This is a genomic window from Natranaeroarchaeum aerophilus, from assembly GCF_023638055.1.
GTDB classification, from domain to species: Archaea; Halobacteriota; Halobacteria; order Halobacteriales; family Natronoarchaeaceae; genus Natranaeroarchaeum; species Natranaeroarchaeum aerophilum.
On sequence record NZ_JAKRVY010000004.1, the window covers coordinates 23606 to 48300 of the forward strand.

Sequence of the window (24695 nt, forward strand, 5' to 3'; positions counted from 1 at the left end):
ATGTCAGACGGGCGGGTCGATAGGCGTTCCCGGAACGGGATGACCGAAAAGTGTGGCGTCGTTGGCGTCTCACTCGAAGACCGTGAGGCCGCACGGCCACTGTACTACTCACTGTACGCGCTCCAGCACCGCGGACAGGAATCGGCAGGTATCGTCACCCACGACGGGTTCCAGCAGCATAGCCACGTCGAGATGGGGCTGGTCGGCGATGCCTTCGGCGAGGGCGACGTCGCCAGCCTGAACGGCCCGGTTGGGATCGGACACGTCCGGTACCCCACTGCCGGAAGCGTCAACTCCTGTTGTGCCCAGCCGTTCTCGGTTTCGTTCAAGAGCGGTTCGCTCGGCCTCTCGCACAACGGCAACCTCGTCAACGCCGAGGAAATCCGTGACGAACTCGCAGGACTCGGCCACGCCTTTACCTCGGACGGAGATACCGAGGTCATCGCCCACGACCTCGCGCGCAATCTGCTCGAAGAGGATCTCGTCCGGGCAGTCAAGCGTACGATGGGGCGGATACACGGTTCGTACTCGCTGACGATCATGCACGACGACACCGTTCTCGGCGTGCGTGATCCGCAGGGTAATCGACCGCTCTGTATCGGTGAACTCGACGACGGCTATATCCTCGCGAGCGAGAGCGCAGCCATCGACACCCTCGACGGCGAGCTCGTCCGGGACGTCAAGCCCGGTGAGCTGATCGTTCTCCGGAGCGACGGGACTGGCTTTGACTCCTATCAACTGTTCGACGAGGATAACACGGCACACTGCTTCTTCGAGCACGTCTACTTCGCCCGCCCCGACAGCGTCATCGACGACGAACTGGTCTACGAGGTACGACGTGACCTCGGCCGGGAACTCTGGGCCGAAAGCGGCATCGAGAGCGACGTCGTGATGCCGGTCCCCGACTCGGGGCGATCCTTTGCCAGCGGCTACGCCGAAGCTGCAGCCGACGACGGCTCGGACGTCGAGTTCGCCGAGGGACTGATGAAAAATCGCTACGTCGGCCGGACGTTCATCATGCCGACACAGGACGAGCGCGAACGCGCCGTGCGGCTGAAGCTCAACCCGATCAAGAGCACAGTCGAGGGCAAATCCGTGACGATCATCGACGACAGCATCGTTCGTGGGACGACCTCGAACCAGCTCGTCCAGCTGCTCAAGGACGTCGGCGCTGAAGAGGTCCACGTCCGGATCGGTGCGCCGCCGATCATCGCCCCGTGTTACATGGGGATCGACATGGCCTCGCGTGACGAGCTGATCGCCGCCGGGAAATCGACCGACGAGATCTGCGAGGAGATCAACGCAGATAGCCTCTCGTATCTCTCGATAGACGCCGTCGCGAGCGCCCTACAGACCTCCCGTAGCGATCTCTGTCTCGGCTGTGTCACCGGGGAGTACCCCTACGATATCGAGGGCGAGGCGACTGATCGGGATGTCACACGACCCGATATCCCGACCGAATCGCCGCTTGCGGACGACTAATCGGACAGATCGTCGAACCGGTCTTCGGCCGCTTCTCGTCGGCGCTTTGTTTCCGGTTTGTCGTAGCGCACTCGGTCGACATCATCGCCATCCATCACTAGCTCCAGCACTGCACCTTCCTCTGCTGCAGGGCCAGGTAGCTCGTCGACTGAGAGCGTCGTCTGATCGATGAGCTCCCCATCGTCTTCGAGCAGTATCACTGCGAGGTCGTTGACTACTCGGTCTACGACGCCGGTCAGGACCTCGCCCTCTTCGTCCCTGAACGGGAGTCCAGCGACCGATGCGGTTCCAAACAGTGCTGCCAGTTTCTCCAGTACATCGCGCCGTTGATGCAACGACATACACCGCTCTGGCCGCGGGTTCGTATATGAACCTGTGGACGTCTGAACACGACCCCTGGAACGGGGTTACACGTTCAAAAGAGGACATACAGCATGAGATAGATCACGATCCCACCGGCAAAGGAGATGGTCCAGAGCGTCGCCGCGATCCGCCCGACGCGTGCGTGATTCGTCTTCGGGAGTTCGTGGATCGATCGTGTGGCCGCAAGCAGGAGAGCGTAGTAGACGAACGGAAGCGAGAGGACGGCAAGCAGGATATGGACGGCGAGGATCGGCAGGTAGACGTAGAGTTCGATGGTCTCCGGGCCGGGAAACGACGAGGGGCCGAGCAGCGCGACGCGATAGAGGTACATCACGAGGAACCCGGCGAACAGCGCGAAGGAGGCAGTCATGAGGCGGCGATGGCGTTCAATCTCCCCGGCGCGGATCGCCCGAACGCCAGCGAGAATCGTGACGATGGCGACCGCACTGACGGCGGCGTTCAGGTGTGGGATCGCATCGAGTGCCCACTCGGGGGCGGTCGGGATCGCCTCCTGTGGGAACGCCTGTAGCGCCGCTCCGAATACGAGAATCAGCGAAACGACGGTCAACACGGCCGTGACGGCGGGGACGTGCTCTCTGACCTGTGCTTGCATACACGGCGATTGGGAAAGAAGCGTCTTATATTCGTCTTTCTCAACGGGAGACGGTCCGTTCAGAGGTACGCGGCGTCCCACCGCGTCGGTTTACGTGTATTCCCACACGTCGAGCACTCGATACGTTCCATCGCATCCATCGCCGCGGCGACCTGCTCGCAGTTCGTACAGTAGTACGCCCAGCGTTCGTCACGGTTCGGGTCGGCATAGATCGTATTGAACGGTGCAATCGTCCCTCGGTGGGTCTCGTTGTCGGCCACGTAGACGATTTCGTCGTCGACGGCGAGTGTCGTCAGACCCGTCGGCTCGATGTCCTGAAAGACGTTCTCGACGTGTCGGGTTCCGTCGATCTCGATGTGTCGTTCGCCGATCTTCTCGAAGCCGAAGTGTCGATAAAAGGAGTTGCCTTCGCTGTTGTCCGCGAGGACGAGTCCGCGGAGGTGTGAGGCCCCTGCTTCGACGAGCCGTGCTCTGGTCTCCTCGAGAAGCTGACGTGAAATCCCCCGTCCGCGGTAGTCCGGATGGACGTGAAGCCAGAGCAGGTCGCCCGGCTGTTCCGACCCGTGCAAGATTGCGTCGGTGAATCCGGCCAGCGTGTCGTCGTCTTCGGCCACCAGGAGGATTCGTTGGTCGTCAGCTAACAGCGTGTCGAGGGTGTCATTGCCGTACCACGACGACACGGCACTGTCGATGGTATCCGGGCTCATCGAGTAGGAACTGCGCATCGAGTCGCTGGCGATTTTTCTGATGGCGTCCCGATCAGCTGCGGTTGCGTGACGTATGTCCATGACACACGATACCAATTGACAACACTTAAATCATACTGGCCGAAACCGGAGTGTTCAGATCGACTTCTCGGTCACAGGTGGCCGTTCGTGGAATCGGTGCCGTCACTCTTCGAGTCGGCTCGACCACCGGGTAACGGCGTACCGGTAGCACAGTTCCCCGGCGAGGAACAGGGCAATGCCGACAGCGCCCAGTACGATGAGAGCAGTAGTGGTAAGCGGCGTGATGACGAGGCCGACAACGAGCACCGGTACGAGTACGATGGCGACGGCGGCTGTAAAGAGCATGAACAGTGCAGTGTCGAAGAGGAATTCGTTCGGATCGAAGCCAGCCAGTGCTGCCGTCAGGCCGAACAGGTACTGGTGGTACCCGATGAGCAAGACGAGTCCAGTCAGAGCATCAACGGGGCCCGTACCGATCAGGGCCACCGCGAGCAGGTAGTAACCCGCCGCGGTCGGCAGTCCGACCAGGACCAGTGCGGCCCGCTTGGCAGCGAACAGATCCGAGATTCCGAGCGGATAGCGCAGGTACGAGGCTGGGTCATCGTACTGTGTAATCCAGTTGTAGGTCGTATAAGCCGAGAGCCCGAGCAGTGGGCCGAACGTGACGCCGACGGATGGTTCGACGCCAGTAATGCGCTCGGCGAGTTCGATCAACCCCACGCAGACGGCGAAAATGATGCCGCCGGAAAAGATGACTTTCCAGAGGCCGCCACTACTTCGCGCGACGTCGAGCAGCGTTTTGGTCGTCAGGCCGGTGTCGTCCCGGAGGCGTCGTCGCCACGTCGTAAACGCGGGCGAGCGGGTGCGAGTTGGGCTGGCATCTACGGGGTCGTATGCCAGCACCCCGACCGTGACGGTTCCAGCCAGTAGCGCAAGCGTCCCGACGACCGCCAGTAGTGACGGCTCGGCGTAGAGCGCGTACGGCGTCAGGGCGAGGATGTCGACGTTTGCGTACCAGAGCCCACCGCTGCCGACGCCGAACACGCCGACGGTCAGCGAGCCAGCGATTCCCCGGGTGGCGAGTCCGACCACGGCCAGCGTCACGACCAGACCGAGCAGGAACGTCGCAGTCGTCGAGAGCCAGAGGCGACCGAGGTCGACGAGTTCGAAACCGGTTCGGCCGATTGCGACGCCGAAGGCCCCCACGATCGGGACCAGAAAGAGGGCCGAGTAGTAGAGTGCATCTTTGGCGAGGAAGTGTCCCAGCAGGCGCTCTCGGGAGATCGGTAGCGTCCGTGCTGAAAAGACCAGCAGCGTCACGTCGCCGAGGACATCGTCAATAGCGTCCCTGCCCACCAGACCGATCGTTCCCGTGTGGAGCCCGAACGCGAACACGAGCGCGTGCAGTCCGGCGATCACGGCTCCGAGGCTCGTTCCCGTCTCCACGAGCGCAAAGACACCACTCGCCGTCAGCACGGCAACGAGCAGGGGGAAGGCCGCAAAGCGGCGACCGCCAAAGAGCGACGAATGCAGTCGCCACTCCTCGCGGAGCATCCAGACCAAAACGATACGGTCGATGCGGTTGATCCCCAGCATTGTTATCGGACTGCGGTCGTCGGGGGTTCTACTGGGTCGTCGCGCTCGAACGCCTCCAGCAGCGACTCGTCGGGGCTCATCTCGGCAGGTCGGCGCTCCGCAACGAGCCGACCGTCGCCGACGACGCCAACTCGATCGCAGAGATCGCGGGCGACCTCGATACCGTGGGTCGAGAGCAGCAAGGCGTTATCCTGCGTCCGGTAGTGCTCGAAATACTCCTTGACTCGCTCTTGCATGATCGGATCGAGATTCGCGAGCGGCTCGTCGATGAACACGGCGTCAGGGTCGTGAAGGAACGCCTGCGTGATCATCACCTTCTGTTGCTGGCCGCGCGAGAGATCCGTCGCCATCGCATCGAGTTTGTCCCGAAAGGAGAGACGGTCGGCCCACTCCTCGACGCGCTCGGCGAGGCGGTCGTCGGGGATCCCGCGTACCTGCCCGACGAACTCGAAGTACTCGCGAGGGGTCAGAAAGCTCGGCGGCGACTCTTTCTCGGGGACGATCCCGACCCGCCGTCTGGTCTCGATTGGCTCGGTCGCCGGATCCGTTCCCAGAACGGAGAGCGATCCCTCATCGGGTGCTAGCTGTCCAGTTAGCAGTCCGATCGCGGTCGTCTTTCCGGCCCCGTTTGGGCCGAGCAGACCGAACAGCTCGCCGCGGTCGACGGCCAGGCTTAGTCCGTCAAGCGCCTGAAAGTCACCGTAGCGCTTGCCCACATCCACCATCTCGATTGCACTCATCTCGACTGCAAGTCTCACTGAACGATCAATAAACTCCCGGACGCGGCAGTCCCGCCACCACCGAACGGGGGTAGTCCGGTCGAGGTCGACCGGCTGATCGCTCGCGGAGACCGAATCCGTTAACAGGCTGACTGACCAGTCAGTCAATAGAGTGAGTTCCGAGCGTCGAGTGGTCTACGCGGTGATCGCCTGCACGTTCTTCGTCGGTTTCGGCGGCGGCGTCATCTTCCCGATCCTGCCGAACCTCGGGGTAGTGCTAGGGATCTCGCCGTTTCTGGTCGGCGTCATCCTGAGTGCCAACCGGTTCTCGCGGCTGTTTGCAAACGCTCCTGCCGGGGCACTCATCGACCGGATCGGCACCCGGACGCCGTTCGTCGCGGGGCTGTTTATCGAAGGCATCGCGACGCTTGGCTACGTCGTCGCTGTCATCGCTCCTGCTCCTGAGGTGTGGTTCCTGCTCGCCCGAATCCTCTGGGGCGTCGGCAGCGCGCTCGTCTTCGCGACGGCGTACACGATTACGGCGGACGTCAGCGAGTCGGGGTCGCGCGGGACGAGCATGGGCATCGTCCGTGCCGGGATCACCTTTGGCTTCCCCGCCGGACTGGTGCTCGGCGGGCTAGTCAGCGACCTGTACAGCGTGGAGGCGGCGTTCGTCCTTGCGTCGGCGTTTGCCCTTTTCGCTAGCGTGCTCGCCTACTGGATCGTTCCGGAGACCCACAGCGAGGCGATTGAGCGTCGCAAAGGTGGCGTCAAACCCTGGGAGATCGATACCTCGACACCCGCGCTGACGGTCGGACTCGTCAACTTCGGCGTCTTCTTCGCGTATATTGGGGCTCTGTTCGCCACGCTCGTTGTCTTCCTTGGCGAACTGGAAATCGGGATGTTCGGACTGGACGCACAGGGTACCTCGGGACTCCTGATGGCAGTCACTGTCCTCTCTGGCTCCGTCTGCATGCTCGGCGGCGGCAAGCTGAGCGACCTGTACGGCTATCGTGTTCCGATTATCCTTGTCTCGCTGGTCGTCTCCGGCGCGGGCTTCGTGTTGCTGGCTGGAGCTAGCTCTGTCTCGCAACTGATCCTCGCCTGCCTCCTGATCGGCGGCGGACAGGGTGGAACCGGCGGTCCCATGATGGCACTACTTGCGGATCTCACCCCCGACCAGCGGATGGGACGAGCGATGGGGACGAACAACGTGCTCGGTGATATCGGCGGTGGGCTCGGCCCGCTCGTGACGCTCCCGCTGGGCGAGAGCATCGGCTTCGCGCCGATCTACGTCGCCTGTGCGCTGATCCCGCTCGTTGCCGGGGTCGTGCTACTGGTCGGAATCCGTGCCGAAACCGGGAGTCTGAACCCGTCGCTGGAACTACAGGCGGGCGACTGAGAAAAGACAATTCAGGGCCAGAGCCCACGGACGTCGTGGGCTTCGGCGATGCGGGACAGTGCCACCGCGTAGGCTGCTTCGCGCCATGTTGGGGCACCGCCTTCCTTTTCCGTACGGACGGCATCCCACGCGGCAAGCATCTCGCTTTCGAGCTCCTCGTGGACGCGTTCGAGCGACCACGACTGGCGGTTGATATCCTGGAGCCACTCGAAGTAACTCACAGTGACGCCGCCAGCATTGGCGATGATATCCGGCACCACTGCGACGCCTCGGTCGGTGAGGATTTCCTGTGCCCGGCTCGTCGTGGGGCCGTTCGCACCCTCGACGATCAGATCGGCACTGACGTTGCCTGCGTTTGCTTCGGTGAGCACGTTCCCGATCGCCGCAGGGATCAGGACGTCGACGTCGAGTTCGAGCAACTCGTCGTTGGTAACCGTACGTGGAGCACCGTGGTCTAACACCGCCTCTGGCTCCTCGTCATGAGAGGGAACCGAGTGCGTATCGATCCCGTCCGGGTCGTAGATCCCCCCGGTGACGTCGCTGATCGCCACGACGTTTGCACCCCAGCGGTCGAGCAGTCGAGCCGCGTTCGCCCCCACGCTGCCGTAGCCCTGAACGGCGATATCAGTGCGCTCGATATCGCGTCCGTAGTAGTCAATTGCCTCGCGTGTGATGATGGCGACACTCCGTCCAGGGGCCTTCTCCCGTCCTTTGCTTCCACCGATGACCGGTGGTTTGCCCGTGACGACGCCAGGAATCGTCTCGTCTTCCTGCATCGAGTAGGCGTCCATCACCCACGCCATCGTCTGTGGGTCCGTTCCCATGTCTGGAGCGGGGATGTCCTTCGTCGGACCGATCACGGAGCGTATTTCCTGTGTGAACCGCCGCGTCAGTCGCTCCTTTTCACCAGCACTCAGCGCCTTCGAGTCAACAGCGATACCGCCTTTTGCGCCACCGAAGGGGAGATCCATAACCGCACACTTCCAGGTCATCCACATCGCGAGCCCCACACATTCATCCCGCGTCACCTCTGGGTGATATCGCAGTCCACCTTTGAAGGGTCCCTTGACGCTGTCGTGCTGGGCTCGATAGCCCGTAAACACCTCGACCGAGCCGTCGTCGCGCTCGATCGGGACCGTGACCTCGTGTACTGAGGTCGGATGACTGAGCTGTTCGACGATCGCAGGGTCGATCTCCAGTCTAGCTGCTGCCTGATTCAATTGTCGTCGGGCCGTTTCGAGCGCTGATTCCTCCGCTGGGGTGGGCTCCGCAGATGCCCGGTCAGTACGTCCCTTCGACTCGGAGGCCATCGTTACTCGATCGGCATTCCCCGGTTCCGAAGCTCACCACCGCACTCCGGACAGTTCCCCACCGTGGTTGGATCAACGACGATATTTCCACACTCGAAACACTCATACGTCATTTCCTCTCCGGCGTCCTGGGTGACATCTCTCATAGGTAGTCCCAGCACACGAGTCTCATGTGCTGTACTCATACGTTGCGCCGGAATGAGGGAATAGCTGCTTGTTAATATGAAAACCCAATCAACAATCGTGTTGTTAATATATTAACCACGGCGGGCAGAACGGGCGTCAGAGGGGTCTGGATGTTCCCACGACGCTACGCTTCCTCGAACAGATGCATCCAAACCGTTGGCTGCGTGTTCGACGAAGCTACGCTTCCTCGAACAGTGCCGAAAACAGCTTTCGTTCGACTGTCCTGATATGCGTAGAAAATGCCGGTGGGGAGATTCCAAGCATTTCGGCCACTTCGGCACCGGTATGTTCCCGTGGTGACTCGAAAAAACCGCTGTAATAGGCCGTCTGGGTCACTTCTAGCTGTCGGTCGGTCAGCTCGTCGAAGACGCGGGAACGAACTGGTTCCCTCGAGGATCGATCTATGTCCTGTTTCGAGCGGATCTCCACGCCGGTAAACAACTCGTGGATGAGCTGGCTAATATGGCGTGGCGTGACACTCTCGGGGACTTCAACAACCAGTGTCGTCGAGTCCGGTGTCGCAGATGCACTCCGAAACACGGCTCCGTGATCGGCGAGTTCCGTTGCGAGGAACGCCTGTGCAAGTCTGAGGCCGAGGACACCACCGGATTCGTCCCCGCTGATCTGTCGAACCTCGTCGACCGCGATGAGGCTTTCCGCGACGTGCTCGACCTGATCGATCGCGGCCCCATCGACGGTTACGACCACGTAACTTCCATCGGCAGTCTGCTGAATTCCTCCCTGATAGGACAGTTCACAGTCCGCCTCCCGAGCGATCTTCGAAAGGACGAAGCTCGGATCGTCGATTTCGAACTCGATTCTGGTCACCGAGCGTGTCACCAGTGCGTTCTTTCGCTCGATCGCACTCGTTGCGGACGCGATAGTTTCGCCGAGTTCGCGTAACACCGCCCGGACCGTCTCGTCGAATGCAGCCTGCGTATCGGCGTAGACGTTCAACACACCGTATGAGAGGTCATTGTACTCCAGCGGAATACTGATCACCGACAGGAAATCCCGTGAGAGGGCATCCGTCCGCCAGTCCTCCTCCCGGAGACGGCCTGCAACGTTCGCGACGTTCGTAATCTCGCGCGTGGCGACTGTTCTTCCCGCGGGTTCGACCGCAGTGGTATCGACCGTAAACGTCACACTGTCCAGATACCCCTGTTCGGCTCCGGCCCACGCACGTGGTTCGACGGTCCCTGTTGCTGGACTCTCCTCGCCGATCCAGGCGAAGGTAAAGCGGTCATCCACCGTTAACAGCTCACAGACCGTGTGGTCGATCTCCTCACGGGTTTCGGCCTGTACGACCGCCTGGTCGATCTCGCGGATCGTTTCATTGATCCGGTTCAGGCGCGTGAGCTGGTTGTTCTGGCGCTGTAGCTCCCTGTCCTGGCTACGGAGCTGGCTCTCACGGGTAACACGGTCGAGCGCCGCTTCTGCTGTTGCTGCCAGTAGATCCGCGAGCTCTCGCAACACGTCGTCGAACTCGCCGACCGATGGCGACCCGGCGACGAACACCCCGTGGTTTCCAAGGGGAATATATGCCGTACTTCGAAGTCCGGTTGCGCGATCCTGAAGCTGTGGTGACTCGTGGACGTCGTCGAAGAACATCGCCTCGTTCTCGACGAAGCTGTGGCTGACCAGCCCCTCCCCGTTAGCTCGTGCGACCGGAAGCGGGCCGTCCAGTCGCTCCATTGCGGGCGACCCTGCGGCCGGTTGTAGCTCGTTTGCTTCTACGTCGAACAGGTAGACTGCGCTTGCATCCAGATCAAGAACGCCCGCAGTGTCGTCGACGACCTGCTGTGCGATCTCCCGTCTGGTCTCCGCGTACAGGAACTCTCTGGCCGTCTCCTGTAGCGTTGCCAGAGCCACCTCCCGTTGCTTTCGCTTCGTCACGTCTCGACAGCTATACAGTAGCGTCCCGTCCTGAATCGATACTTCGCGGACGTTGACGAGCAGCGTGTGCTCGTGGCCCGCCTTGTCAGTCGCGGTGACCTCGATGTTTTTGAGTACACCCTCCTCGGCAAGCTCTGCACGATCGAACAGGTCCTCACCGAGCAGGGCCTCGATTGAACCAAGCTCCCGGATCTCCGCTGCGGTATAGCCGAAAATGAAGTTGACGTTCGGACAGACGTAAGTGTACTCCCCGTTCTCGTCTGTTATCAGTACCGTGTCCGTCATATTGTTGAGCGTGACCCGGTGGAGCTCTTCGGAGCGGCGAAGATCCCGTTCAAGTGCAACTCGCTCGGAGATATCGACTGCTTCGACGACGATCGACCGGAGTTGGCCCCGGTCGTCGTGGACCGGTCTGGCCGAGAGGTCGACGACTTCCACGTCCGGATCGAAGGTCCGAGTCACCACTGCGTTACCGAACCGTCCGGCGATAGCCGTTTCGACGATCCGGCGGACGTCTGCCTGTACCCCTTCGTCGCCGGACCACGACGGGAGCCGCCAGAACTCCTCACCGAGAACCGATTCGACATCTCCATCGATCATTTCGCCTCCGGTTTCGTTCGCTCGCCGTAGCGCCCCCTCCGGATCGAGCACCCACGTCGCAGTACGAGGGTCCTGAAAGATGGCGTCGAACTGTCTCGCCCGGTCGTGCTGTTGTGCTTTTCGACGACGTGTTCCCACGCTTTCCTCGATACGCTCGATGATCGACTCGATTTCGGCGTCATCGAGGGTACTGATTGGGACGTATCCGGAGACGTCGGCATCGACCGCCTCGCTGGCGACGGACTCGTCGCCGGAACTCGTACAGAACAGAACAGGGATCGTCTCCGAGGATTCTCGAATTGATCGCAGGAGCGCGATCCCCGTAGACGCCTCGAGTTCGTGCGCCGTCACTACACAGTCGAGCCCCTCGTTACGAACGGCGTCGACCGCTGCTTCCGCGGTCGACGCGGAGTGGACTGTGGCACCGGTACGTGTTTCCAGGGCCGTCTCGAACTCCCCAAGCCAGGATTCCGTCCCTGCAAGTAGCACGCGGGTCGACGCCAGCGGCTCCGAGTCGGTCGCCATTGTGTTGTCGTAACCAGTGGGGCGTGTTGAACGTACCGGCGTCGAGAGCGGCACGACGACCCGGATAAAGTTGGTATCCACGGATCGGGAGGGATATGGGGCGGGACCGACAAGCAGGGGTATGAACGAGGACGTAGCGTCCCCTGGCTGGTTCGCCGATGTGGACCATACGGACGCGGAGGCTGCCGCGACACGGATCCGAACCGGCGAGGCGGAGACGCCGGAGGCGTGGCCAGCGATTGCGGTCGAGACGGGTACGGTGTCGGACGAGCAAGCGTACTACGATGCGCTGAGAGCGGCGACACTTCGGGCCGCCCGGGACGCCGTCACCGAGCGAGAGCGAGCAGACGACCGACAGCTGATCCACGCCGTTCGCTCGATGGACGATTGTGACAGAGTCGCCAATGAACTCGCCGAACGTCTCACCGAGTGGGCAGGGAGTCTGGACGACGAGGCGGGAGCAGGCGTCGAGTACGCCCGCCAGATCGCGGGTGCTGACGACCACGAGCCGCAGCTCGTCTCGCTTGCCGAGCGGATCGTCGACCTCGCGGAGGAGGCCGAGGAGCTACGCACATTCATCGAGCGGCGTGCGCCGGATGTCGCACCGAACCTCGCGGCGCTCGCCGGACCCGTCCTTGCCGCACGACTGATCTCGCTTGCTGGCGATCTGGAGTCACTGGCGAAAAAGCCAAGCGGCACTGTCCAGGTCCTCGGTGCGGAAGACGCGCTGTTCGCCCATCTGCGGGGGCACGGAACCTCGCCGAAACACGGCGTCATCTTCACCCACGAGTACGTCCGCGGGACGGACCCGGACGAGCGCGGATCCGCTGCACGTGCGCTTGCCGGAAAGCTCTCGATCGCCGCCCGAATTGATTACTACTCGGGCGAGTACAACGCCGAACTGGAGGCCGAACTCGATCGGCGCATCGAGCGGATTCGCACGCGAGGTGACGCGGAATGAGCCTACCGGACAGCGTCACGCGCCGAGAGTTCGACGGCGAGGACCGACTCGCCACTCGCGGCCAGCCGGTCTACGGCGAGCCGACCGACGGCGACTGGCGGCTCTGGGATGCCCGTCGCTCGAAGCTCGGCGCGATGTTCGAGCTGGGGATGGAGACGGGCCTCGAAGACGGCGATCGCGTCCTCTATCTCGGTGCCGCAAGCGGGACTACGGTGAGCCACGTTGCTGACTTCTCCGGGCCGACGTACGCGGTCGAGTTCGCTACACGACCCGCCAGAGACCTGCTCGACGTCGCCGAGAGCCGCGATCGACTGTTCCCGCTGGTGAAAGACGCCCGGACGCCGGAGCGGTACGCCCACGTCGTCGAGAACGACCTCGACGCAATCGTCCAGGACGTTGCGACGAGCGGTCAGGCCCGTGTTGCGCTCGAGAATAAGCGGTTTCTCGCCGAGGACGGGCGACTCGTCGCCGCGTTCAAGGCACGAAGCGAGGACGTCACCGCCGATCCCGACGACGTCTTCGAGGGAGTGCTGGCGACGCTGGAGAACGGCTACGAGATCCTCGACACCGAACGTATGGAGCCGTTCCACGACGACCATCTGGCGGTTATCGCGACGCCGAAGTAGATCGTTCGCAGCAGAAATACAGCTTTCTATCGCGGCGTCTCGGTCCCCCACTCGTCCAGCGCAGCGGCGAGTTCCGGGACCGTTTCCGCACGGTGCTCCAGCGACTCGCCATCGACGTGGGCCTCGACGGCTTCCCGGAGCGCCCGTGCGCCCGCCTCCGTTCCGTCGGGATGGCCGTGGATTCCCCCGCCAGCCTGTACGCAGACGTTGGTTCCGACGGCGTCGAGCAACTGATCAACGATGCCCGGATGAAGTCCGCCGGAGGCGACCGGGAGAACGTCGTTCAGTCCGTGAAGGTCGCTCCGGAGCCACTCGTTGATGCCGACCGTGTCCTCGTTGGCGAGCTTCCCGAGCCCCGCCGTCCCGGTGTGGATGTGGTCGACGCCCGCAAGTCGGGCGAACTGTGCCAGACAGCGCATCGAGACGCCGTGATGATCGAGCCGATCGAAGGCGGCATGCATTGCGCGGTGAGCGTGGATCGCCAGCCCGAGCCCCTCACAGGCCTCACGGACGGTCTGGAGTGCGGCCCAGCCTGTCGTGATGATGTCGACCATCACGAACCGACCGCCGTGGTCGGCGACGAACTCGGCTCGCCGGACCATCTCGTCGGTTTCTGCGGTAATATTGATCAGATACCCCTTTCGCTCGCCCGTCTCGTCTTCGAGTTCGTCACGAGCGGCGAGGCTCCGTCTGGTGCGCTCCTCGAAGGGATTGAATGCCTGATCAGTCAGGTTCTCGTCGTCTTTCAGGAGGTCGACGCCGCCGCGCCACGCCTCCCGGCCGATCTCGACGTGCCGGTCGGTCGATAACCCGACTTTCGGCTTCGGGACGGTTGCCGTGATCGGCCGGTCATCAGCGTCGAGTAACTCCGACCGGACTGCCGAGCCAAACTGGGGGCCACGAAACCCCTCGACGAGCGAGGCGGGCCACTTACAGTCCATCAGCCGGATCGAGTCGACCGCTTTCATCCCCAGAATATTCCCGGCGATACACGAGAGGATCTGCGGGAGGCTCCCGGCCTCGAACAGCGCGGCCGGGTATGCGACCAGCGCACGATCAGCGTCAATATCGAAGGCGACGGCACTGAGGTCGGTGACGTCCTCGCCCGCCTGCAGGGGGGCCCACGTTCCGTTCGAGCTTTCGGATGCGACGCGGCTCGCCGCTTCGTCCATACTCATCCCTGCAGCCGGATCGAGACGGAACTCGCAGACGAGGTCCGTCTCGACCGGTTCGTACTCCGGATCCAGAAAGTCGTCGTACTCGATGCCCGTCATGCTAGATCATACCGTTCACGGGCTGGCAGTATAGCCTTTTGCACGAGCCACGAATATAGAAGGTGGCCGTTCACTCCGAGTCGAAACTCGTCACCGTGATCCGCTCGGCTTCGACGTCCTCCATGGTCGCACCCCACCCGCCGACCGAGATAACCTCGTCACCAGTATCGACGCTGACTGCGGCGACGCCCGCGAACTCGGCCACCGACGGAGGCGACGTTTGCTCGCGGTCGATCTGGTCGAACTCGTTGGTCGTACTGATGTCAACGAGTTTCCCCTGAACCGTCCGTGAGCGCCCTGTCAACGTGTCGACGCCAACGATTTCGAGACTGATGTCCGCTCCGTTGTCGAACATCGGCTTGACGTCGCGCACGAAGTATCGAAGGTTGACGTAACTATCTGGCCGGTCCTCGTCGTGAACCGTATAGAGGGGCTCCCAGACATCCCACAGGGAGGTGAGGAAGAACCAGTGAAACACGTAGGTGTGGCTTCGGTCGTCGACGAGGACACCGTACTGATTGATCGAGTCGCTATGTGGTGCGAAACATGTCTGTTTTCTGTCGACGATCACGACGAACGGCGAGGGAAGCGGGCGATGACGGGCCTCCGTACACGCACCGGACACCGTGTTCACGTCGACTTCGTCACGGCCAGCGGAGTGGAGCGAGAGTTTGACCAGCACGTCCCTGTCTATTGCGTCGACGAGCGCTGGACGCAGCGTCTCGAACTGGTTGGGCGTGACGGCAAGCTGGACCTGATTATCTGCCTCCCCGATATATCGCTTCGCACTGTCGATCACAGTCTCGAAGCGGGAGACAATGCTCACTTTGCTCTGGCCCATCTCCGGCTGGCTCCAGCGCTCTTCGATCTCGCTGGCGGCGCTCTCGAATTTCGACGCACGCGAGCGCAGGTCGTCAAGGACTTCGTCGGGATCGTGGGCGCGGGCGTGGAGACTGTCCTGTTCGTAGGTTTCGATGAACCCCTTCGACTCCAGATCGCGGAGCACGTCGTAGATTCGTGGGTCCGGAACCTGACTGAGATCAGCGAGATCCGTTGCGGACGCCGAACCGAGTTCAAGTAGTGTCACGTACGCCTCGGCCTGATACGGCGAGAGCCCGGCGTCCTGCAGGACGGTCGTCAACTCGTCTTGCTCCATTGTCAGTACCTGTTGGGTGTGCCGGTATCCGTTACTTTCGGTTGTCCGTTCCGCACTGGCTGGCTGCCGATACCGGATACCGACCGTAATTTGCCTCGTATCATGCTCGTCATACATATAGGTACAACATCAGTTATAAAAGAGTAGGGACTGCGGCAGATCCATCCTCGGCTGTGCCACCTACTGTCCTGTGTCCGGCGGAGTCTCCCGTCCAACGTGGATCTCGTGAGCCTCGATATCCTCGAAGGCGGCGACCAATCCACCGATAGCAAGCCGTTCGTCCCCGGTATCGACAGTGAGTCCCGCTACCTGCTCCGACGGGTCGAACTCGACATCGATGATTTTTCCACTCACACTGCGTTTACGTCCCGTCTTGACGTCCCGCCCCTCGATCGTTGCATAGAACTCCCCGCCGTCGTTGTGGAGGTCCTTGACACATCGCCGAATCGAAGCGTAGCGGCGGGGAAACGACCGGCCCGCCCCGTTCTCCGCGAGCGTCCTCGAAGCGGTCGTCCACAGTACGGTTCCGAAAAATCCGGACACGAGAAAGCCGAGCGCGGAGCGATTGAAGATCACGCCGTAGCGGTCCCGGTCGTTGTTTCGGATGGCGTCCTGTGTGGCGTAGACCGAGTACTCCCAGTCCGCAACGGCAATGATCGGTGTAGTGATGCCGTTTCTGGCCCGCACGGTAGTTGCAACGTCGAGGTACTCGTAGCGCTCCGGATCGTGGACCTCCGCTGCTGGGGTGAGCAGTAGATCGATCGTGACCCCGTTTGCACACTGTCTTCTCAGCTGGTCCTCGAACCGCTCTAGAAGTTCGGGGGTCAGCGATAACGCCAGTTCGTACTCGGCCGACTCGATGGCATCCTCGACGTATTTGAGAATCGTCGACCGGGACTTGACAAGCGATACCGCCTCGGTGTCACGCGCCGGTGCTGTGTAGCGTGCGTCGAGTTCGGCAATCATCTCGTCGATAGACTCGGTGACCTCCCCGAAGGCCATGGATGGATCGACGGCCGTGATCTTCATCGGTCGTGACTCCCGGAGCTCTACCAGCCCCCGGTCGCTAAGGCTCCGAACCGTGTCGTACACACGCGGCTGTGGTATCTCCGTACTCTCCGCGATCTCGCTTGCAGTCAGTGTTCCCTGTTCCAGCACCGCTAGATAGGCATCGATCTCGTACTCTCCGAGATCGAACCGATCCCCGACTCGTTCCAGTTGTCCACGCAGATCCTCGGAGCTCATACTATTCCTGCCGTCCTCTAGCGATAAATTATTTATTATATTCTGAGTAGCACTATATTATATAACCAGGTAGCTATTGAGGCTCGCCATCGCCTTCGGTTGCAGGAACGCTGATTACCACTGTCGTTCCCGAATCACATCGGATCTCGACTGTACCCCCCGACTGTGACACGATCCAGTCGACGAGCCAGAGACCGAGTCCACCACTATGGTTGAGATGCGAGATCCGTTGCTCGCCACTGATCACTAGCCGTTCGTCCGGGGGTATCCCGTCTCCATCATCACTGATAGTCAACGAAACCGTCCCGTTGTGTTGGCTAATCGTGATGTCAACAGCCGGCTCCGATCCTGCGTGTGCTCCGGCGTTCGTCAGCAGTTCGTCCACTGCGGTTGGAAAGTCGGGACCGACAGCGACGGGGGCAGACTCTGGGTGATCGAGCGTCACGGTGGCATCCGGGTACCGTTCCTGGAAGGTCGCCACCTGCCGTTCGACGATTTCGACGAGATCGACGGTCTCGTCGTGATCAGTGGTACCCCTCAGTAGCAGCTTTTCGGTCATTCGCGCCCGGTCGCTCAGCGTCAGAAGCTGGTCACAGGCCTCGGTAATCTCGACTGTTCCACTGTCGTCGTCCGTGTCGAGTTGCTCTGCCTGACCCATCACGACGTTGAGCGTGTTCCGCAGGTTGTGGCGCAACAGCCGATTTAATACGAGCAACATCTGTTCACGTCGGGCGAGCGTTGCGGTGAGCCGATCGACCGCGTCGCTGATCTCGACCCATTCGGGACTCCCGGCAAGCGGTATCTTCTGGTCGTACTGCCGCCGTTCGAGCCGCTCCAGACGCACCCGAAGCCGTTCTGTCTGGCGAATATGGTTCCGATATATCCACCCCCCGAACCCACCTACCGCGCCGAGCAAGACGAGCCCCGAGAGGAATTGTACGAGCGCTAGCTGGTGGATCTGTTCGGTCACCGCTGACTCGCGATGGTCGACCGTGACGACCCAGCCGGTGCTGGGGACGATAGCGGAGCCACTGATCGTCGTGTCGAACCGCTCCTGTCGCTCGAATAACGTCTGGTTTACTGAGCTAACTGATACTGCCGTCTCTGCAGTGTCCTGACGACTGACTGCCGACTCGAAGAACGCCCCGTCCAGATACAGCGCGGCGTTCAGCGTCCCGACGACCTCGCCGTCATCGTAGATAGGGACGCTCAGTACGACGATTCGGTTCCCCGTTTCCGCGAGAAGCGGCTCGCTAATGTGCTCTCCACCAGCAAGTGCTCTGCTTACGTACTCGCGGTCGCGATAATCCTCTCCAAGAACGTCATCGGACGACTCGCCGTCCGCCGTGAGGATATTGACCATCTCACCGTCGCCGTTGACCACCGAGACACCGCCGATCCCGTTGAGTTCCCACACACCCTCCATCGCTGCTCGTTGCTCCTCTGAACCGTGTTCGAGTAGCCGCGGATCATCCGCAGCCACCCGGAGAGTTCGATGATTCTCCCGGAGTTGCTGGTCCAGTACCGATGCCGTCTGGTCTGCGCTGTCGTTGACATCCGCCTGTGCATCGGCTATCGCGGCCGATCGCTGTGATTCGAAGGTTACGAACATCACCCCGCTGATGACCAGGCCAAGGAGGGCCAGACTCAACAGGAACTTCCGGCGGAGTTCCATTAGTCTCTACTGGTAGTCTGGGGACACCGAACCCTATTGAGGGTTGTGGTACTGGCTAACAAGCAACGATCGAAGTTCGCGGAGCGGAGTCGGCAGTTTACACCAGCTCCGCGAGGATCTCGTCGGCGTGGCCCTCGGGATCGACCCCCTCGTAGACGGCGACGATCTCACCGTCCTCGACGACGTACGTGTTCCTGAACACGCCGTCGAAGGTGTTGCCGAACATCGACTTTTCGCCGTAGGAGTCGTACGCGCTCGCGACAGTACCGTCTTCGTCCGACAACAGTATGATCGGCAGGTTGTACTCCCCCGCGAAGTCGGCGAGGTCCTCGACCGGATCGTCGCTGATTCCCACCACGTCGATCCCGCGCCGTTCGAACGCTTCCCATCGGTCCCGGAAACTACACGCTTCGGTAGTACAGCCGGGCGTGTCAGCTCGGGGATAAAAGTAGACGACTACCCGTCCCTCGAACTCCTCGAGTGACACCGTCTCACCATGCTGGTCCTGTAGTTCGAACGCTGGCGCAGCGTCACCGATCTCGAGCATACACATTGTCAGCCAGTGGAGAACAAGCGAGTTTCGGTACGGGAAAGCAAGTCGGGCGTGATCAGTCGATCCGCTGTGCGGCGTCCTGTTCGACCAGCGGTTCGGCGTTGACCGTGGGGAGCGTTACGACATCGTCGGCATCCAGTTCGTACTCCCTGTCGTCGACACCGAATATCTCGCCGATTTCCTCGGTGATCCGGACAGTTGTACGGTCGGTGTCATCGGTTACTGACGATGATTCGTCGCCGTTCGTCGGAGTCCCCTCCTCTGGTGGGATCTCCGGTGCTCTACCGGCGTCGTCCCCCGGTGGATCTCCGCCCGGAGTCGGCTCCTCCTGGGTCGTTGTCCCGTCGCTCGAAGCTCCCACAGGTGTGTCGGAGCGGTCGGTTCCGGTTTCCTTACCACCCATGAGATCGGCAGCATCGACATCGGTATTGTTGACGGTTTCGACGTCTTCTGGCGGGGCCTCTGGGGGGTGGTCCGGCGGTGCCGGTGGGGTGTCATCAGCAGGTTCGGCCCGGTCCGGGGTCGACTTCCCTCTGGGCTGTTCCACACCCTGATCCTGGGACCGATCACCGGTTGTAGACTTGCCCTCCTCGTCTCCATCCGATGCCGGACTCGTCTCTCCGGCGAGGATGTCGAGCACGTGATCTTTGTTCCCCTCGATACGGTCGACGAGATCGCCAAACAGTTCTGCCTCCTCGCTCGTCAACCCCTCTTCGTCGGCGGGCATCCCCGCCGCGGCAAGGCTTGCACGTTTGACGATCTTCCCCATTCGGCGTTCGTAAACCGCCTCGACGACTTCCTCCGCGGTCTCGATCTCGTCAGTTAGCTGGCTGACTTCCGTCGAGGAAAACGGGTCCTCGGCTCGCTCGGCGGCGCGTTCGCGTTCGTTTTTGAGGTTCGCAATGTAGTTCCCGACGTCCTCGTAAAACGAGTCGCGCAGATGCTGCAAGCTATCTTTCTGACGCTCTTTGCTTTGCACGGAGCGTAAGTCGTCGAGATTCATTCTTTTTCCTTTTCAGCGTGACCGCGGGCCATCAGATAGACGCCCACGAACTCGGGTACTGTCTGTGCACCCTCCGTAATTGTAAAGCTATCGCCGCCCAGTCGGATCTCCCCACGCTCCGTTCCCGTCCCCGGTAGGGCGTCGAGCTCGGGGACGTCAATCCGGATCTCCTGGCCGACAAAGGGGTCGGGGATGGCATCGTCGAGCGGCCTGAACGAATCGAGCGCATCGCGCTCGATCTGGGAGACGACCAGCCCGGAGCCACCGTGTAGACTCCCCGGTAAGCGGATCAGTCTGTTCGTGTCCGTGGTTACCGGCTCGTCGATCGGCGCGCTCTCGGCTTCGATCACGTCTTCTGTGAGTAGCCGTGCAACCTGATAGAACGCGGGATGGACGTCGATGTTGCCCGCCACGATCTCGTCGTAGTTGTTCCGCGCCGCGGTCAGCGCGGCGGTCGATTTCCCCTCGCCGATCCGGTCGAACTCCTGGAGCCGCTCGATTGCGTCTTCCTCGGGGAGCGCGAGCAGTTCGTCGACGAGACCGACCAGACGCGTGTGGACGCGGCCGCTCCAGCCCCCATCAGTGACCAGCGACCGCTTGTGTGCCGGGCTAGAGCGTCCGGCAGTACCGCTGACCGCCTCGTGCTCGACGAGGTTCTCGAACTCGACGTCGATCCCGCGGACGTAATCGACGATCTCACGGCGGTCGTCCCGATCGAGCCCTCTGATGCCCTCGTCACGCACGTGAACGTGATAGCCTCGACCGCCCGAGAAGACGATCGTCATGTCATCAAACGCGAAATCCGACTCCAGAAAATCAAGCAGTCTGAACAGGGCCTCCTTGCAGGTCGCCAGCATGTCCTCGTAGCTATCCTCTTCCGGGGAGACGCCGGGGAGATGGTCGGCGTCGAGATCGAAGACGAGATCCGAACTCCGCCAGCCCTTCTGTTGCATCGTCCCCGCGCCGGGATCGTCGTATCGGCCCGCGGAAAAGTAGACGTGACGCGGGCGCTTTCGTGCGAGAAAGTCGTCGATCGACCCGATATCCAGCAGTGATCGGTGGCGCACCATCGTGGTTCCGGAGCCGCTGGTCCACGGAATAAATCCCCACTCGCGCAGGTTCGCGTCGGGCGGCGGCGAGACCGCTGTCCGCCGATAGTAGTCTCGAAACCGACCGCGGAGGTACGCTCGGGTACGCTCTTCCATCGGTTACAGTCGTATGCAAGCGGGGATAGTTAAGGTACCGTTTGCGGTTCGAGTTCGTGTCAGTCGCCCATCTGGGTAGTGTGGCGACTGATACCACTACCAGCATAAGCCCGACTTACCCCAGTTTGAGCCTGTATAACTAATCAGGAACGGGCCGTGCAACCTTGCGATGGCCAACGGAGAAGCCGGCTCGCCGGGACCGAACAGACGACAACTGCTCGGACTCCTCGGGGCTGGCAGTCTCACTGCGCTCTCCGCGGCGATAGTCGCGACCAGTAGCGCACTCGACGATGATGAACCGGATGACGACGAAGAGAACGGTGAGGAACCGCCTGAAGACGACGATGAGACGGGCGGCGACGAATCGCCGGACCTGTTTTCAGTCGACTGGGACGGTATCTATGGTGATGGATCCACGGGATCGTTTATCGCTGCAAACCTCGGTGATAGCGGCCTCGAGCTCGGCGGCGTCCAGCTCGACGAGGACGACGCGGGCGTCGGCTGGCTGGTCGACGGTGCCGATCCCGACAGCGAAACGACTCCCCGAACCTACGTCTCCGAACTGAACCGGTCGAGACGGGATCTCGATGAGGGATATGCCATCCACGACTCGATCGAACTCGTCCTCCCGGTCGACGATGGCCGACTGCTCGTTGGCTGGACACACGATATCTCGCCCGACAGCAAGACGGCGTGGGTCAAACGCGTCGACGGGGAGGGGTCTGTCGAATGGGACGCCGAGTACCCACGACCGGAGATCAACTCCTTTCGGGACGTCTTCCTCGACGGCGTAGCAACTGCTGATGGCGGTGCTGTTCTCGCTGGTGTCACCCTCGGCTCCGAGTTCGTCGACACACGCCACGGCGACGGCTGGCTGGCCAAAATCGCTGCTGACGGCGAACTGGAGTGGGAGCAAACGTACAATACAGCCGACACCACACACACTGACTGGACCGAGGACGACCGGCACGATCGGTTTACAACGATTCAGCGCGTCGAGGAGGGCTATCTGTTAGCTGGCACGACGACGCTCGGCGAGGATTCGTCGGTGGCTCCCTCGGAGCCGTGGATCCTCGCGGTCGATGACGACGGTGAAGAACGTTGGGAGGTGTACGACGACCGGGAGATCGACGACGATAGCGACCATCGGGATCGGGTAATCGAGGATATCGCGACGAACGGAGATGGGGTTCTCGCGGCGGGAACCGTTGGGAGCTACGAGTACGCTCGATCGTTCCGGACGAACACCCTCACGGGAGGTGGCTGGCTGGGATACGTAGAGGATGGGTCGCTCGACTGGGAACAGCGGATCAACGGGACGTCGATACGAACGATTGACTACGTCGGGGACGGATACTACGCCCTCGGCGGCCGACGTGATGACAGTGCGTGGCTCGGTGTCATCGATTCGGATGGCGAGATCGTCGAGGAAAAACGGCTGCACGAAGCCGATGGTGAGGTACTCGTGACGACGTACGAGGAGGGTGAACTGGTGGTAGCCGGACGTCGATTCGACGGAGCGATCCCTGTGGGCTTTGCGGCGGGAGTGTCGGTCGACATTCCGGACGACTGAGCACCGTTTCGCCCGGAGAAACTTTATCATAATTGACTGTGTACGAAGCCGTGTGTATGTGTATCACTGATCGGTATCTATGGAGGAGAGTATGAGCGAGACGCGGTTCGGTGTCGACGGGTCGACCGCAATCATCACTGGATCGTCCAGTGGCATCGGCAAGGCGATCGCCGAGCGGTTCGCCGCCGATGGCGTCGATGTCGTGCTCTGTTCACGCGAGCAGGACAACGTCGATCCTGTAGCAGAGTCGATCACCGACAGCGATCGACCGGGGTCCGCACTGGCGGTCGAATGTGACGTTACGGATCGGGATGCCGTCGACGCGCTGGTCGAAACGACAGTCGAGGAGTTCGGCGGTCTCGACGTGCTCGTCAACAACGCCGGCGCGTCGTTCATGGCGGACTTCGACGGGATCAGCCCGAACGGCTGGGAGACCATCGTCGACATCAATCTGACCGGCACGTACCACTGTACGCAGGCAGCGAGCGAATACCTGAAAGACGGCGGTGGGTGCGTGATCAACCTCTCCAGCGAGGCGGGACAGGATGGCGCACCGTACATGAGCCATTACGCCGCCGCGAAGGCAGCGGTCATCAACCTCACGACGACCCTCGGCCACGAGTGGGCGGGCGACGATGTCCGCGTCAACTGTATCGCGCCCGGCTACGTGGCGACCCCTGGCGTCGAGTCCCAGATGGGCGTCACTGCCGAGGAGATCGATCGTGACACGGTCGACCGGACGATTGGGCTGAGCGAGGAGATCGCGGATATCGCACAGTTTCTGGCGAGTAACGCAGCATCCTATATCGTCGGCGAGACGATTCGTGCCGCAGGCGCACCCGACATCATGAAATCACCGAGCCAATGACAGACCGAGAGATCCATCTTCCAGTCGCCGCACAGAGCAGTATCGATGGCATCGCCGAAATCACACAGCAAGCCGAATCCGAGGGCTACGTTCGAGCATGGATGCCAGAAACCTGGGGTCGTGACGGCGTCACGACGCTGACCACACTCGCCGAACGAACGGACGAAATCGAACTCGGGACCAGCATTGCGAACGTGTTCTCACGCTCGCCCGCGCTGCTCGGCCAGACCGCGGCGACGCTTCAGGAGGCCTCAGATGGCCGGTTCCGTCTCGGGATCGGTCCGAGCGGCCCCGCCGTGATCGAGGGCTGGCACGGCGAATCGTTCGAGCGCCCCCTGCGGCGTACTCGCGAATACGTCGAAATCATCGAGCGCGTCGTCGCGGGCGAGGGGCTGGAGTACGACGGCGACATCTACTCGCTGTCGGGCTTTCGGCTCCGATTCGATCCGCCCGAGACCCCGCCGCCGATCGACGTCGCAGGAATGGGACCGAAGTCAGTCGAACTCGCGGGACGGTTCGCCGACGGCTGGCACGCGACAACCTTCACACCGGATGGGCTGCGCGAGCGACTCGATGATCTCCGACACGGCGCGGAACTGGGTGACAGGTCACCCGATGATGTTCGTGTCTCTCTATCCTTGCCGTGTTGCGTACTCGACGACGGGGATCGCGCGCGCAATCTGGCGGCACAGCATCTGGCCTTTTACGTGGGTGCAATGGGCACGTACTATCGGAAATCACTCGCACGACAGGGCTACGAAGCGGAAGCCAACGAGATCGCCGCAACCTGGGCCAGCGGTGATCAGGAGGCCGCGATAGCGCTGATCGAAGACGAACTGCTCGACGACCTCGCCGTTGCGGGCACGCCCGAACAGGCCCGCGAACAGCTAGAGACGTTCACCGGAATCGAGGGACTCGACGCTGTGGCACTTGCGTTCCCACGAGGGGCATCGGCGTCTGATATCAGTGCCACCGTCGCGGCAATGGCACCAGATAACTGAACGGATTGCACGGGTATTTCTCACCATCTGTCTGGCTGTTTGCAACAGTACCGTGGCATGAGCAAGTTTAAATATCGATACCGACTAGCATCGTGACGAACGATTTCCGCCAACATTCCGGCGGGGAGTCTGATC

22 protein-coding genes are annotated in these 24695 nt (G+C 61.8%); 7 read left to right on the top strand and 15 right to left on the bottom strand.

The genetic code is table 11. The annotated features are described in order from the left end of the window. The first annotated feature begins 39 nt into the window (after positions 1-39). On the top strand, positions 40-1482 hold the full coding sequence (gene purF / locus AArcSt11_RS08715; RefSeq protein ID WP_250596718.1) for an amidophosphoribosyltransferase: 1443 nt from the start codon (positions 40-42) through the stop codon (positions 1480-1482). On the opposite strand, the gene AArcSt11_RS08720 is transcribed toward purF, so the two are convergent. The 5 genes from AArcSt11_RS08720 to AArcSt11_RS08740 form a co-directional block, all read right to left on the bottom strand. Next, entirely contained in the window at positions 1479-1823 is a 345-nt protein-coding gene (locus tag AArcSt11_RS08720; RefSeq protein ID WP_250596353.1) for a DUF3006 domain-containing protein, read from the bottom strand. The genes purF and AArcSt11_RS08720 overlap by 4 nt on opposite strands. 74 nt (positions 1824-1897) lie before the next feature. Further along, on the bottom strand, positions 1898-2458 hold the full coding sequence (locus AArcSt11_RS08725; RefSeq protein ID WP_250596355.1) for a DUF420 domain-containing protein: 561 nt from the start codon (positions 2456-2458) through the stop codon (positions 1898-1900). Between the two features lie 59 nt (positions 2459-2517). Beyond that, positions 2518-3246: a GNAT family N-acetyltransferase gene (locus AArcSt11_RS08730; RefSeq protein ID WP_250596357.1), complete on the bottom strand. Its 729-nt coding sequence runs from the start codon at positions 3244-3246 to the stop codon at positions 2518-2520. A gap of 102 nt (positions 3247-3348) precedes the next feature. After that, positions 3349-4782 (bottom strand): hypothetical protein, encoded by a 1434-nt coding sequence (locus AArcSt11_RS08735; protein ID WP_250596360.1) that lies wholly within the window; start codon positions 4780-4782, stop codon positions 3349-3351. Positions 4783-4784: 2 nt separating this feature from the next. After that, entirely contained in the window at positions 4785-5522 is a 738-nt protein-coding gene (locus AArcSt11_RS08740; RefSeq protein WP_250596720.1) for an ABC transporter ATP-binding protein, read from the bottom strand. Between the two features lie 151 nt (positions 5523-5673). Here AArcSt11_RS08740 and AArcSt11_RS08745 point away from each other — a divergent pair, with 151 nt between their 5' ends. Next, a complete protein-coding gene (locus tag AArcSt11_RS08745; protein WP_250596362.1) occupies positions 5674-6903 on the top strand; it encodes an MFS transporter in 1230 nt (409 codons plus the stop codon). 11 nt (positions 6904-6914) lie between these two features. Here the strand turns inward: AArcSt11_RS08745 and gdhB are convergent, their stop codons facing one another. The 3 genes from gdhB to AArcSt11_RS08760 all read right to left on the bottom strand — a co-directional run bounded on the left by gdhB (position 6915) and on the right by AArcSt11_RS08760 (position 11420). Continuing rightward, positions 6915-8213, bottom strand: coding sequence for a glutamate dehydrogenase GdhB (gene gdhB, locus AArcSt11_RS08750; protein ID WP_250596363.1), 1299 nt, complete (start codon positions 8211-8213; stop codon positions 6915-6917). A 2-nt stretch (positions 8214-8215) separates the two neighbouring features. Beyond that, complete coding sequence (locus AArcSt11_RS08755) at positions 8216-8398, bottom strand: rubrerythrin-like domain-containing protein (RefSeq protein ID WP_434803497.1); 183 nt, start codon at positions 8396-8398, stop codon at positions 8216-8218. Positions 8399-8576: 178 nt separating this feature from the next. Next, complete coding sequence (locus tag AArcSt11_RS08760) at positions 8577-11420, bottom strand: bacterio-opsin activator domain-containing protein (RefSeq protein ID WP_250596365.1); 2844 nt, start codon at positions 11418-11420, stop codon at positions 8577-8579. 121 nt (positions 11421-11541) lie between these two features. On the opposite strand from AArcSt11_RS08760, the gene AArcSt11_RS08765 reads away from it, so the two are divergent. Next, positions 11542-12381 carry an NOP5/NOP56 family protein gene (locus tag AArcSt11_RS08765; protein WP_250596366.1) on the top strand — a complete coding sequence of 280 codons (840 nt, stop codon included), beginning with the start codon at positions 11542-11544 and terminating at the stop codon, positions 12379-12381. Beyond that, entirely contained in the window at positions 12378-13007 is a 630-nt protein-coding gene (locus AArcSt11_RS08770; protein WP_250596367.1) for a fibrillarin-like rRNA/tRNA 2'-O-methyltransferase, read from the top strand. The genes AArcSt11_RS08765 and AArcSt11_RS08770 overlap by 4 nt, the downstream gene beginning before the upstream one ends. A gap of 26 nt (positions 13008-13033) precedes the next feature. On the opposite strand, the gene rbcL is transcribed toward AArcSt11_RS08770, so the two are convergent. From rbcL to priS, 7 genes are all read right to left on the bottom strand, one after another. After that, positions 13034-14281 (bottom strand): type III ribulose-bisphosphate carboxylase, encoded by a 1248-nt coding sequence (gene rbcL / locus AArcSt11_RS08775; protein WP_250596370.1) that lies wholly within the window; start codon positions 14279-14281, stop codon positions 13034-13036. Between the two features lie 70 nt (positions 14282-14351). After that, positions 14352-15437, bottom strand: a complete 1086-nt coding sequence (locus tag AArcSt11_RS08780; protein ID WP_250596372.1) for a TrmB family transcriptional regulator — start codon at positions 15435-15437, stop codon at positions 14352-14354. Positions 15438-15617: 180 nt separating this feature from the next. Then, on the bottom strand, positions 15618-16682 hold the full coding sequence (gene trmB / locus AArcSt11_RS08785) for an HTH-type sugar sensing transcriptional regulator TrmB (protein WP_250596378.1): 1065 nt from the start codon (positions 16680-16682) through the stop codon (positions 15618-15620). A 73-nt stretch (positions 16683-16755) separates the two neighbouring features. Continuing rightward, positions 16756-18357: a sensor histidine kinase gene (locus tag AArcSt11_RS08790; protein WP_250596381.1), complete on the bottom strand. Its 1602-nt coding sequence runs from the start codon at positions 18355-18357 to the stop codon at positions 16756-16758. Positions 18358-18454: 97 nt separating this feature from the next. Continuing rightward, complete coding sequence (gene bcp / locus AArcSt11_RS08795) at positions 18455-18904, bottom strand: thioredoxin-dependent thiol peroxidase (RefSeq protein WP_250596383.1); 450 nt, start codon at positions 18902-18904, stop codon at positions 18455-18457. A 61-nt stretch (positions 18905-18965) separates the two neighbouring features. Next, on the bottom strand, positions 18966-19913 hold the full coding sequence (locus AArcSt11_RS08800) for a DNA replication complex subunit Gins51 (RefSeq protein WP_250596385.1): 948 nt from the start codon (positions 19911-19913) through the stop codon (positions 18966-18968). Beyond that, on the bottom strand, positions 19910-21118 hold the full coding sequence (gene priS, locus AArcSt11_RS08805) for a DNA primase small subunit PriS (RefSeq protein ID WP_250596387.1): 1209 nt from the start codon (positions 21116-21118) through the stop codon (positions 19910-19912). Before priS ends, AArcSt11_RS08800 begins: the two co-directional genes overlap by 4 nt. Positions 21119-21287: 169 nt before the next feature. Between priS and AArcSt11_RS08810 the strand changes: the two genes are divergently transcribed. The 3 genes from AArcSt11_RS08810 to AArcSt11_RS08820 all read left to right on the top strand — a co-directional run bounded on the left by AArcSt11_RS08810 (position 21288) and on the right by AArcSt11_RS08820 (position 24560). Beyond that, positions 21288-22691 (top strand): hypothetical protein, encoded by a 1404-nt coding sequence (locus AArcSt11_RS08810; RefSeq protein WP_250596389.1) that lies wholly within the window; start codon positions 21288-21290, stop codon positions 22689-22691. Between the two features lie 91 nt (positions 22692-22782). Continuing rightward, positions 22783-23559: an SDR family NAD(P)-dependent oxidoreductase gene (locus AArcSt11_RS08815; RefSeq protein WP_250596390.1), complete on the top strand. Its 777-nt coding sequence runs from the start codon at positions 22783-22785 to the stop codon at positions 23557-23559. Further along, positions 23556-24560: a TIGR04024 family LLM class F420-dependent oxidoreductase gene (locus AArcSt11_RS08820; RefSeq protein ID WP_250596391.1), complete on the top strand. Its 1005-nt coding sequence runs from the start codon at positions 23556-23558 to the stop codon at positions 24558-24560. The genes AArcSt11_RS08815 and AArcSt11_RS08820 overlap by 4 nt, the downstream gene beginning before the upstream one ends. Positions 24561-24695: the final 135 nt, after the last annotated feature.